This is a genomic window from Candidatus Tisiphia endosymbiont of Metellina segmentata, assembly GCF_964030715.1.
In the GTDB taxonomy this organism is placed as follows: domain Bacteria; phylum Pseudomonadota; class Alphaproteobacteria; order Rickettsiales; family Rickettsiaceae; genus Tisiphia.
The window spans coordinates 805207-818652 of sequence record NZ_OZ034919.1 but is presented as its reverse complement, the minus strand read 5'-3'; the positions used below and the strand labels follow the sequence as shown (position 1 = coordinate 818652).

The following is a 13446-nucleotide window of genomic DNA, read 5'->3' as shown; positions in this document are numbered from 1 at the left end:
AGTATAAAATGACAAAATTATCTGTAACAAAAACAGCCAAAGAGTCGAGATCTAGGAAAGAAAAACCTACTTCTCATTTTATTCCTTATAAATGCCATTGGGATAGTAATACTATTTTAACTAAAAATAATGAATTATTACAAGTAGTAAAAGTAGGTGGTTTCTCCTTTGAAACAGCCGATGATGAAGATTTAGATATTAAAAAAAATATCAGGAATTCGTTACTTAAAAATATGTCATCAGGCAATATTGTGATGTATTTCCACACGATCAGGAGACGCAAACCAGTGATTTTTGATGGGCTTGAATATACCTCTGACCCTACCATAAAAGTACCTAATGATTTCACAACTTATTTATCAAATGAATGGCGTAAGAAACATGCAGGTTCTAGGTCGTTTTTTAATGAATTATATGTTAGTATTCTTTATAGACCAGATAAAGCTGGGGTTGCTATAATCGAATATTTCATTAAAAAGCTGATGCAAAAGTCTGATAAATCAGCTTGGGAAAATGACATGCGAGATATGCAGGATAGTTTGCGAGAAATGTCCTCAAGAGTAGTTAATACATTCCATAGTTATTCGGCGAGGTTACTTGGCGTACGCAAGTCAAATAGTGGCTATTGTTGTGATATTATGGAATTCTTGGGTACTTTGGTGAATTGTGGATCTTCAATGCAAATGGCCGTTCCAAGAAATTCAATAGACCAATATCTCCCCACTCATAGATTGTTTTTTGGTTCTAGATCTATAGAAGCACGTGGTCCAAAGGGTAGAAGATACGCCGGTATATTAAGTATTTTAGAGTATGGACCATCTACGTCAGCTGGAATTTTTGACGGATTTTTACAAATGCCTTTTGAGTTTGTAATGACCCAAAGTTTTGTTTTTGCTAATAGGACAGTGGCGATTAGCAAAATGCAACTACAACAAAATAGAATGATTCAAGCAGGGGATAAAGCTGTATCACAAATTGCTGAAATCTCTCGAGCACTTGATATGGCTACCAGTGGTGATATTGGTTTTGGAGAGCATCATTTTTCGCTTCTATGCTCTGATAGTAATTTAAAATCCCTTGAGGATACCCTATCTATGGCTTCTGTTGAACTCTCCAATTCTGGAATTCAACCTGTTAGAGAAAGAATTAATATGGAACCAAGTTATTGGGGGCAGCTTCCTGGAAATATGGATTATATAGTAAGGGGTTCGACTATAAATACTTTAAACATGGCTAGTTTTGCATCTATGCACAATTATCCATTAGGTAAGGTTTTTAATAATCACTGGGGAGAATATGTAACTGTACTCGATACTACCTCGGGAACACCTTTTTATTTCAGTTTTCATGTTAGAGATGTTGGGCATACTCTGATCATTGGTCCAACTGGTGCTGGTAAAACAGTATTAATGAATTTTTTATGTGCACAAGCACAAAAATTTAAACCTAGAATGTTTTTCTTTGATAAAGACCACGGTGCTGAAATATTTATTAGATCACTTAATGGGATTTATACCACAATTGATCCAGGAGGAGAATGTAACTTTAATCCTTTGCAACTTGATGATACTGGGGAGAATAGAACATTTATATTAGAATGGCTTAAAGTATTGGTGACTTCTAATGGAGAGTCGTTATCATCAGAAGATAATAAGATTTTATCACAAGCAGTAAGTGGTAATTTTAAGTTAGAGAAAAAAGATAGAAGATTAAAAAATGTTGTAGCATTTTTAGGCATAGATGGTCCTAATAGCTTAGCAGGCAGGATTGCTATGTGGGTTGGTAAAGGCTCTCATGCTAGAATATTTGATAATGAGGCAGATAATATTAATTTGCAGCAAGCTCGAGTATTTGGCTTTGATATGACCGAACTGTTAAAAGATCCAGTTAGTCTTGCTCCTGTACTACTATATATTTTCCATAGGATTAGTATTTCTTTAGATGGTCAAAGAACTATGATAGTTCTTGATGAGGCATGGGCTTTGATTGATAATCCAGTATTTGCTCCCAAAATTAAGGACTGGCTAAAGGTTTTGCGTAAGTTAAATACTTTTGTAATTTTTGCTACCCAAAGTGTTGAAGATGCAGCTAAAAGCAGGATTAGTGATACCTTGATCCAACAAACTGCAACACAAATATTCTTACCAAACCTTAAGGCAACTGATATTTATCGTAGTGCTTTTATGCTTAGTCAACGTGAATATATTTTGATAAAAACTACAGATCCAACATCGCGTTATTTCTTAATAAAACAGGGGGTAGATGCAGTTGTTGCAAAAATAAGTTTAGATGGTATGACTGATATTATCAATGTTCTTTCTGGTCGGGTTGAAACAGTGTTATTGTTAGATCGGATTAGAGAGAAATATGGTAATGATCCTGAGAAATGGTTACCGGTATTTTATGAGGAAGTAAAATCACTTTAGTTAATTTATGCATTATAATTTTATAAAAAATTTACTTAGTGGGACAAAAATATTTGCTAAAATAGTAGTGCTATGCAGTCTACTAAATTTTACTATTATCCATAATAGTTATGCAGAAGAACCAAAACAAAAAGATACTTTAGATACTATAATTGATATTCTTTCAGGTTTGACCTGTGAAACTCAAGGTATTGGTGATTTATTACGTACAGAATTTTCTCACACTTGTATACCAGCATCATTTTTTACCTTTGCTGTTGCTAATATAATTTCGCCAGGATTATATGCAAATACCATGCTACGTCTTAAAATAAATGACCATGAATTATTTGATGGAGATTACCCTGGAGGACAATGTGCAAGAAATAATAAAATTGATCCAAATGACCCTAAATTAACCTTTGCATTTTGTAATAATGTTAAGCTAGCAGCTGTTAGAGTGCAGGCAATAGCCATTTCTGCTCTTGTTATTGCTAAAGCCGTATTAACCGGTTCTGATCCGTGGGAAGAGATTATGGAAGCATGGAAGAGCAATAAAGCATCATTTCATACTATTTATAATGATCAAAAAGATGGTGACACCGATGTAATGTTGGATGTGCCTTTGCCAGTTGTTTTTAAAGTAGTAAGGCAAAAGGATACTATGTGTGTAGCTGCTCCTACTATATTAGCAGATTGGGTACCAGTTGGCTGTAAGTATATTAGAGAACCTTACCCTGAATCGATTTATGCGACTTTTATGAATCTTGATGGTGGAACTAAGAAAGGTCCTAATACCGCTACTGACCCAATGGCAATAGTTGATTGTGGTTTATCATCTTCTAGTTGTTACCAAAGGGCTTATAATAACTCTAAGACAGCTATAGTCATTTCTTCACCATTAATCGAATGTATTAAGGAAATGACAGCAAGATTACTGATCAGTAAAGATGTTTGTACATTCGATGATGTTAATAAAGTGATTAATTCCAGTAAAAGGGAGAGTAGTGTATTATTTCAATTCCAACGTAATATGCACAGGACTGTTACTGCTTTATTAACTATATATGTAATTTTCTTTGGTTTTAAAATCATACTTTCTAGTGAAATTCCACCCAAAAATGAAATAATTAATTTTATATTAAAAATGTTATTTGTGACCTATTTCTCTGTAGGTATAAACATTACCCCTGGTAGTGGTTCTGACTATAATCGACTAGATGGTATGGTGCAATGGGCTTTTCCTTTATTATTAGGAGGAATAGATACGCTTGGTGGTTGGGTTATGAATTCTTCTCCATCAGATTTGTGTAAATTTGATCCCAAAGATTACGTCGATAAAAATCTTTCTTATATGCCCTTGTGGGATGCATTAGATTGTCGAATAAGTCATTATTTGGGATTAGATATCCTCTCAACTTTACTGGTAGAAAATCAATATAAAAATCATGATTTCAAGAGTTTTGACTTTTTTAGTTTTTCAGCCCCACCTTATGTATATTTACTGATTCCTGCTATTATTTCAGGTAACATGACTCTAGTATCCTTGGCACTGTCCTATCCTTTATTAGTGATTTCTGTTGGAGCTTTTATGGTGAATGCTACAGTGATGTGCATGATATCTATAGTAATATTAGGTGTTTTAGCTCCTCTTTTTGTGCCAATGTTTTTATTTGAATATACTCGTGGTTACTTTGAATCATGGGTAAAGTTATTAATATCATTTTTGCTACAACCTATGGTAGTGGTAACCTTTCTGATTATGATGTTTTCAGTTTATGATTTCGGTTTTTATGGTCACTGTAAATATACAAGTAAAACTATACAAAATAGTATAGAAAGTGGGGGAGATGGAAAAAGGCATGTAAAAATATTTTTTGTTAATAATAATTGGAATGAATATGCGAAAGATGAAAGTAAAGGTATAGATGATGCCAAAAGCTGTAAAAATAGCCTAGGTTATATGCTTAATAATCCACTAGCAACAGTTTTTGATTTTGCCAAAGATAACCTAAATGAAATAGTGAAAGAAAAACCAGGTAGTGGTAGTACAAGCGATCATTTATCTAAATACCAATTTTTGCAGGGCATTATTATGGGACCCGGTATGTTCTTTGTATCACCCAAATTAGTTTTTGAGAAAATTAAGGATATCGCTCTAGCTTTAATTACTGCCTGCTTTACTTTGTATTTAATGTATCACTTTAGTAGCCAATTAGCAGAGTTTGCAGCTGATATGACTGAAGGTGTCCCTCTTAGTGGTGTTGCCATACATCCACAAGCAATATACAAAGCTGGTATGGCTGCTCTTGGAGCTGCTGGTAAAATGCAGGCGGCTGATAAAGCAGCTAGAGGTGCTGGAGGTGCTACTAAGGATATGGGTGGTGGAGGTGGATCAGCCGAAGATACTAAAGCTACTGGTGGTGAATCAGCAGAAGATAGCTTAGACACCAGTGGTTCATCTAGAGATACTGTATCAACAACAGGAGGAGGTGGTGGTAAGTCTCTAGGTGGTGGTGGACTTCCTATCTCTCCAACCCGTCATATAGCAGAATCTATTGCAGCTGGTGTATCTGAATCGAGTTCTTCAAATGCAGGAGGTTCTTCAAGGGAATCAAGGGCTAATTTGCAGACTATTGACGAACCTATTCTACCTCCAACTAATAAAATAGTAGAAATAGAGGATTTTGTTAATAGATCACCACAGATAGCTACAACAAATACACAAGAATTAGGAAGGACAGTAGAGAAATCAAGTCCTGCTAAGGAATTACTAAAAGAGCAAAAGACCCATGAGTTACTCTCTAAAACTTTGGGAGGACTTGAGGATTCTACGGTGCAAGCTGGAAAGGCTGGTGACATTAAACAAGAAATAAAAAATCGTGAGGAAAAAGTTAGGAAGGAAAGCTATCTTAAAACTAGACCAGCTAAGAAAACTACAACTGCTAGAACTAATGTAAAAAAAGATGGCTCTGATGAAAATTCATAAAGTCACCAACTGTACAAATTTAAGTAGGTATAATAGTTCTCGATGTTATGTGGGCAGAAATCTATACTATTTAACAGCCTTTCAGGCTATTTATTGGATTCTTGCCTACACGGGAATGACGATGTCAAGGGTGATATCATGCTTGTTAGGGGTGATGTCGTCGCTGCGTAAGCAGGTATCTAATAACAGCTTTAGTTATTTTACTTTTTTAGATTCCTGCCTTCGCAGGGATGACATTAAGGGAAACAGAAATGATACCTTAGGGCTGTTATACCTACTTAAAACTTGTACATTTGGTAAAGTCATAAAAGTTTTTATACAATGTTGTTTGGTACTTTTCTCAAGCAAAGTTTTTGCTGGTTTTGAAGATCCGTGTCCATCAGTTTCATTTGCAGTAGATAATTATTTAAGACAAAACACAGCTTACGGGCATCTTCTATATAGTATTGATATGACCGGTACTCCTAATGGGTGTGATGCAACTGACCCACAATTTAAATTCTGTTTAAAAAATAAAGATGGTAGTCCTATAGAGTGTAAAGTTATTACTCTTAATTTAAATGATTCTAAGCGTCTTAGTGAGTTAAGCACTGATAATAATCCCGATTTAGGTGGAAATACTTTATTAAAAGATATTATTTTAACAGTAAAAATTGTCGATAAAAGATTGTGCCTAGTTATGGCTACCTCAAAAGGACAACTTCCACTAGCTTGTAAAAATACTACCACACCAGCTCCGATAGCACCACCAAACGAACAATGCCGGAATATAGGTAAAACTTGTTATATGGGTACTACAAGGAGTCAGTCATTACTTAATTTTTCTGGCTTAGCTGTAGATTGTGTAAAGGAAACTCTAGATAAAGTTTTTTTTCGTTATAGTAGCTGTGATCCAAAAAATGATCAGATTAGTTTGACTGCCCTTAATCCTTTCTCAACCTTCCAAGAATCTTTGAAAATATCTATTAGGGCGGCGTTAATATTATATGTTATGTTTTTTGCTGTTAATATGATTTTAAGCAAAGAATATGGTAATTTAGATAAAATAGCATCTTTTGTTATGAAGCTAATAGTTGTCACTTATTTTGCTACAGGTCTTGGACCAGTATATTTTAAAGGTGGAAAGGAAACTACCGAAAATGGTATGCTTCAGTATGGTTTACCATTACTCACGGAGCTTACTCCACAATTTGCCCAAATAGTTTTTAATGCTGGTGGCTCTCGAGGATTATGTGAGTACGATACTAGTAAGTATAAAGATGGGTATAAGTTTTATGCACTTTGGGATGCTGTTGATTGCAGGATAGGTTATTATTTGGGTATGGGACTATATTATAACACAGAATCCGTTTTAAACGGCATTCCTAGTAGAAGTGTGCCGGGCAAAAATAAAAATAATCCTGTAAACTTTAAAAAACCTGGAAATGAAGCTCCGGATGCATTGAGGAAAGTGGGAGGATTCAGATTTCTTACTGTAATGTTTGGTCTATTATTATCTGGACAAATAATAATAGTAGCATCTGGAATAATATTTTCTGTAATATTTGTTTCAATAATTTTATATTTTATAACACACTACTTAGTATGTCTAGTTACCATATATGTCATGACCTATATTTCTCCTATATTTATTCCTATGGTTTTATTTACTAGAACCAAAGCATATTTTGATGCATGGCTAAAAATTTGTATATCTTGTGCAGTGCAACCCGCAGTGGTGGCTGGTTTTATTGCCTTGTTACTTACTATGTATGATTCGGCAATATACAAGAATTGTGAGTTTATGAGGCATGACTATACGTATAGCAGTGATGTTCAGTTTAGTACTTTTGAGCTTAGATTACCAAATGCTAATACTGATGATTGTAAAAATAGTGCTGGATATAAATTATTGCGATATTATTCAGGGGAAGGTTGGGAGAAGCATCTTTTAAGTCTTTTTCCAATTAAATCAATTGTTGTAGATGTCGTATCACTGTTAGTAGACTTACTTTATGTATTAATTTTTTCAATTATTTTTTATTATTTTTCAAAATCAATTAGTCAGTTTGCTGCCGAGCTTACTGGTGGTCCTATCATGGATTCTGTAACAGCTAGTCCTACTAAGATAGTTGATATGGTTAAGAAGGGGGCAGAATTTATTGCCGATGCTGCACAAAGCTCCGGTGGAAAACCACCGCAGAAAAATCCTTTAGAAAAACCAAGAAAAGGAGGAGAAGAAGCAAAAGATTCAGGTGGTGGTGATAGTGGTGGCAAAGCTGAAGGTATGGCAGGTTCTAGTGGTGGCGGTAGCGACGGTGGTATGGGTTCTGGAGGAGGTGGTGGTATGAGTGGTGGTGGTGGTTAACTTGGATATTATTGTATGAAAGGAAATTTATCAAAACTCATAATGGTATTAGGCATAGCGGCTTTAGTGGTTAGCGTTGTTATGGTATTACTTGGGATGATAGGGTCAGTAAAAATTACCAACGGTTGTCTCCTTAGATATGATGAAGACGCAAAAGGAGGTAGTACTGATCGTATTACTAATACAATCATGCTTAACGCAACAGCAAACTATACTGTTACTACCACAACAAAACCAGATGGTTCAATTGAAACTGAGTATGATCCTAAACATTATGGAGAATGGTTAAATACTAACCTAGCTGTTACAAATGAACAGGAGATTAAGTTTAAAATAGACGGTAATATAAGCCTTTGCAGGGCTTATGTACCAAAGAATAATATTCAACAGCTTTCAGATTTGGATGACAATGGTAACAAAGTTGCCATTCCTAGGGTTGAAGAAACTAATGTAGAACCGCTATCCTTAATTTTTGATGCTAAAACTGATGAATGGCGAAATATAGCTGAATTGTTTATTAACGATAAGGTCATAATATCAGTTTCACCGGATCACAAGAAATTGCCGGATTTGCCAAATAATATGGCTAGTGTAAAAAATATCTTTAAGCTTGTTAAGCAAGATGGTGAATTTAAAAATTTTATAGAGACAGCAGATTGTTCAGAAGGCAAAAGCACATATAGTCCATTATGTGGTAGATACTCGATATATTCCGGGCAGTATGTTAGTGGTTGTAAGTGGCCGGCAAATTGTAACAATCCGAATGATTGTGTTAATATTAATCCACATGAGGTGTGTTGGAGTAAGCCATATGACTGGGAATTGCCCTCGACTGTTTGTAACATAGATCCATTGCATGTAGGAAGTTACTGGAAAACAATATGTGATCAGGGACCTTTTTGGGCTAATGTGATGGGGGTAGCACCAGAGCCTTATAAGGAGGATGGTTTTTTTACGTCTCCTTGGAGTGACGATACTAATAAGCTATTTACTAATTTCTACCCTGAATGTTCTAACAATTCTAGTGCTTCATCTCGTAGATGTCCTGATGTTGATCATAGCATTAAAGATAAAGCTTACATAGAAGGAGAATACCAAAATAAAAGATATTTTTGGTACTCTGCCGATGGTCCAACAGGTCTGTTATATAGAATGGATAACAGTGAGACTCCAACTAATGCAAAATCTTTAGGGACAGGCTATGAATTTGCTAAAATAATTGCTGGAAACAAAGATTATGATCCAATAAATAATAGTAGAGCTGCTAATATTAAATATCAAATCATTTATAACGGGACTCTAGCTGGTAAGGCAAAGAGCTATTTACAATATCGTTTATGGTCAGAATATGACGACTATAGTAAAAATACAGGTGGTTATGTATTAAATATTAAACAGACCAAATGTCGGAGAAGTAATGGTAATAGTTTTAATGATGTTACGTATAATCGCGGTAGAGTGCAGTATTTAATAATGCCATATAGTGAAAATCCTAACAAAACTGGTACAATTTATAGCACTAGTAATATTAAAGTGGATTATGCAGACGGCAATGCAAAAATTACTGCGAATGCCAATGGATATCTATGGATGAGAATTTACAATAAACAAGAGGATTATAAAGAAAGTTATGGTAGATACCAAGTACAATTCTTTACCTCAGAAAAAGTTGGTAGTTTTACTTTAAATATTTTAACCCCTTTATTTGAGTTATTAAAAGGCAAAATCAAGAATGCAGCTGTGACGATTTTTAAGAATATGACTTGCTATGGTGGGGGAGTTACTACTTGCACTAACTTTTTTAACTATATAAAAGCCGTATTAATTCTTTACGTTATGTCATACGGAGCAATGTTTTTATTAGGTATGGTCAAAATCAACCAACAGGATTTGGTAATTAGGATAGTAAAAATCGCTATAGTTAGTGGGTTAATGAATGAAAGTACTTTTGAATTTTTCAATAATTATATATTTGATTTTGTAACTAATTTTTCAGATGGAATTATCTCCAATATGAGTGGTTATAGCATGTTTTCATCGACGAATAAGATAACAAATCCTTTCATGTTCCTAGATGCATTAATGAGTAAAATATTGTTCAGTAAAACTTTTGCTGGTCAAGTGCTTTCTTTAATCTCTATGGGTCTTAGTGGATTGATTTATTTTGTTATAGTATTTATTGCTACAATGATAGTAATCATCACCGCTCTTCGAGCCGTGGCAGTTTATATTATGGCATTTATGGCAATCGCTATATTAATTGGTGTAGCTCCATTGTTTCTTACGTTTATGCTATTTGATTTCACTAGATATTTATTTGATAATTGGGTGAGGTTTACTTTTAGATATATGATAGAGCCAGTAATTTTAATGGCAGGAATTATTATACTTACTCAGTTATTTACAATTTATTTGGATTTTGCAACTGGTTATAGTGTGTGTTGGAAATGTGCTTTACCTATAAAAGTTCCATTTCCTGCTATCCCAGGTCTTCCTGCGATTTTCTCTAATTTAGAGATTTTTTGTATCAATTGGTTTGTACCTTGGGGAATGGATTCTCGTTCTGGCATGATGGGTTTGAATATGCAACATTATATTGCATTAATTATGATTGCTTATGGAATGTATGGTTATGTTGAATTTTCTGGAAAAATGGTGGCAAAGTTGACTAGTACCGCTGGACCTTCTGCAACATCTATGGGACATGCGATGTCATCGGCAATGGAACAAGGAGCTTTAAAAAAGGTTGGTTTAGATCAGGCATCTAGAGATACAATTAAGAAAGAAGCTGCCGGTAGATTAAAAGATAGGAATAAAGCAATTGATAAAGGGAATAAAGCTAGGTCAAAAGGTGATACCAAGGATAGTGATGGTAATAATAAGGATCAGAATCCAAGAAGTGGTGTTGAGAGTGGTAGTGGTAATGAAAGTGATTCTAATGTGAATCCAAAGTAATAACTGAAAATGAAGTGAATAGGATGAGAAATTTCAGGTATCTAATGTTGTTGATAGATTTTCTATTTAAAGGGCAACTGTTTATTGCCTTAGTAGTTCTATTAGCCTGTAATCCTGTCAAAGCTGATGATAGTGAGAAAGATGCTAAATTTGATTGGATGAGTTCGAGTTTAAGTGGACTTGCAGCTCTATTTTCAGCATGTCTAGAAGTACCAAAATTCAATAGTTTTCAAGAAGGTAGCATTTCTTTAGACCTTACAAAACCAAATGAATGGAATTCTACTGGTAACTATGTCAAAAAAGATAAAGCCATTAAGTTTGACTGGAGTACTAGTGGAGCTGTAAGTAGTCCAAGAAAATACCGAGTGATGTACCGTATAGATCCAAGGTTCAATAGACCACAAATATTTATTAAAACTTTTAATCATTTAACTAAAAAGTATGAAGCTACTAATTTTCCTAAATTTAAGGCAACTGATCCAACTAAAGATTATATAAGTCTAGCATTTAGCAAAATGCAGAATTATGTAGACTATTTTAATTTTGTTGAAAATCGTCAGAAAATTCGGGTAGAAAAAGGTGATGTAATAAATATAACTCTTGCAGGAGCAGGAGATTTTTTTAGTGTAGCTACTGACGAAGATTTTTTAAAGTCAGAGCTTGACAATAACATGTTAGGAATTCCGTCACTTTATACAAATAGCAACCTTGATAATAAAATACTATATTCAACTGCAGAAAAATTGTGTTATTCTATTGACCCCTCAAGGGATAAAGTGTGTCAGGGTACTGGAGCAAGTACCAAATATAAGGCTTTAGATAAGTTAGTATTAGTTGGTAAACCGTTAACCCAAGGTTCTATACAACAGATTATTAAAATTTGTCCTGATTTTGCTAATGATAAAGATAACTCTCCAGTGTGCTTCTATGATCAAGGGAGAGGGATGAGGATACTAGTAAATAACCAGATTATAAAGAGAGAAGCGGAAAGTTTTGTATATTCTAAATTTCTAAAAAAGAGTTTCTTATATTATAAATCTGATATTGCTGGAGATTTAGATTTTTTAACTGATTGGCCAATCCAAGGCATGTTTACCTCCCTAGACAAACCTTTAATGAGTGATTGGATTGGAGCTTTTTCAGATATTAATGAACTTAGTTCTTATATTAGTAGCCCAGCTGTAGACTTAAGTAGTAGTTTTTTACATTTTGGACGCTACATTATGATGGTGGAAATAGGTAATGGTGATAAGAGTATTAGTGATGCACAACAAAAAGACATAGAAGTTGAATATGTAATAATGAAAGATGGTGGGACACCACTTGCATCGCTAGTGGGTACACAAATCAACCAAGATTTTGCAACTGATGCTGACAAAGATGGCTATTTATGGGTTAGAGTAAAGAATCCTAATAAAGAGGTAATGGGGTTAATTAAGGTAAATTATGCTAATTATACGGGGAGTACTTGGTTTTCAGATATTGTATATAACGGGGCAGTTAAACCTATTACCGATGAGTTTCATAAATTTACTATGAATTTTTATACTAAACTAACTAAAAATGTAACATTACACCGAATCATAAAAGCTGCATTGATTCTTTACGTAATAATATATGCTTTAACCTTTTTAGCGGGGGCTATTCAAATAACTGCCAAAGACTTATTAACAAGAATTATAAAAATAACTTTGATAGTAATACTAATAGGAGATGATAGTTGGAACTTTTTCAATAATTACTTATTTAATGCCTTTATTAAGGGTACTGACTATCTAATGACCAATGTAGTAGGGCTTACTAGTTCTACAGTTAACATTTTTGGTTTTATTGATCCAATATTTGATAAATATACCAATGGCAGATTTTGGGGGCTTTTATTTATACAATTACTCCAAATCCATAATGGTCTTACTTTTGTTGCTATCATAACTATTTATTCTCTGACGCTTTATTTTAGAGCTATTTTGGAAGTTATCATAGGTTACGTTATAGCATATATTAGTCTTGCGGTTATGATATCTTTAGCACCACTATTCATAATTTTGGTACTATTTGAGAAGACAAAAAGCATTTTCGATAACTGGTTATCTACTTTATTTAGTTACATGATGCAACCAACCATATTATTAATATTTTTTCTATTAATAGATCAGGTGATGTCTGAACAACTTTTAAAAATTGTGGTAAGAGCATGTTGGGATAGTACGTTCATCCCAATAGAGATAGGATTAGATTTAACGCATATGAACATGCCGATTAATTTTTCGTTTAAATTACCATTTTTACCTGGGATACCTTTCTTTGCACCGGATGTTACGGAAATTAATAATGCACAGGATTTATTAAATTCTACCGGGACATTCTTGGTAATATTTACCAGTAGCTTGTTATTCTATGCTTATTGCCTAATGTGTTATGGACTCGTCGATTATGTGACTATAGTAGTTGCTCAATTGACCAACGTAACACCTGCAAGACAAGAGGGTGATTTCCAAAGACCTGATAATTCTACAAAATCTATTATGCAGGATATGGAATCTGTGGCAAGACCAGTCAAGGATATAGCTTTTGCTCCAGCTAGAATATTTAAAGATAAGGTGATAGATCAAAATTATAAAGCTAGGAAAAGTGATCTTGACGGCAAGAAAGAATATACTGGCAAAATATTTGCCTCAAGAAATGATTTAGACACTGGTGGTGAAGCAGATGGTGGATCTAATAAAAAGGAATAATTACTATTTAAGCCT

General features: G+C 34.1%; 5 protein-coding genes. All 5 read left to right on the top strand.

Annotated features, from left to right (window positions below; all coding sequences use genetic code 11):
* The first annotated feature begins 8 nt into the window (after positions 1–8).
* The 5 genes from AAHM80_RS04230 to AAHM80_RS04210 all read left to right on the top strand — a co-directional run bounded on the left by AAHM80_RS04230 (position 9) and on the right by AAHM80_RS04210 (position 13431).
* A complete protein-coding gene (locus tag AAHM80_RS04230; protein ID WP_342260381.1) occupies positions 9–2426 on the top strand; it encodes a VirB4 family type IV secretion/conjugal transfer ATPase in 2418 nt (805 codons plus the stop codon).
* 7 nt (positions 2427–2433) lie between these two features.
* Positions 2434–5394, top strand: a complete 2961-nt coding sequence (locus tag AAHM80_RS04225) for a type IV secretion system protein (protein ID WP_342260380.1) — start codon at positions 2434–2436, stop codon at positions 5392–5394.
* Positions 5395–5548: 154 nt separating this feature from the next.
* Positions 5549–7741 carry a type IV secretion system protein gene (locus AAHM80_RS04220; protein WP_342260379.1) on the top strand — a complete coding sequence of 731 codons (2193 nt, stop codon included), beginning with the start codon at positions 5549–5551 and terminating at the stop codon, positions 7739–7741.
* A 15-nt stretch (positions 7742–7756) separates the two neighbouring features.
* A complete protein-coding gene (locus AAHM80_RS04215) occupies positions 7757–10696 on the top strand; it encodes a type IV secretion system protein (protein WP_342260378.1) in 2940 nt (979 codons plus the stop codon).
* 23 nt (positions 10697–10719) lie between these two features.
* Positions 10720–13431, top strand: coding sequence for a type IV secretion system protein (locus AAHM80_RS04210; RefSeq protein WP_342260377.1), 2712 nt, complete (start codon positions 10720–10722; stop codon positions 13429–13431).
* Positions 13432–13446 lie beyond the last annotated feature (15 nt).

Bases quoted from the DNA above. Each gene is read 5' to 3' on its own strand.
- AAHM80_RS04230 (WP_342260381.1), top strand. From the start codon at position 9: ATGACAAAATTATCTGTAACAAAAACAGCCAAAGAGTCGAGATCTAGG.
- AAHM80_RS04225 (WP_342260380.1), top strand. From the start codon at position 2,434: ATGCATTATAATTTTATAAAAAATTTACTTAGTGGGACAAAAATATTT.
- AAHM80_RS04215 (WP_342260378.1), top strand. From the start codon at position 7,757: ATGAAAGGAAATTTATCAAAACTCATAATGGTATTAGGCATAGCGGCT.
- AAHM80_RS04210 (WP_342260377.1), top strand. From the start codon at position 10,720: ATGAGAAATTTCAGGTATCTAATGTTGTTGATAGATTTTCTATTTAAA.
- AAHM80_RS04220 (WP_342260379.1), top strand. From the start codon at position 5,549: ATGTCGTCGCTGCGTAAGCAGGTATCTAATAACAGCTTTAGTTATTTT.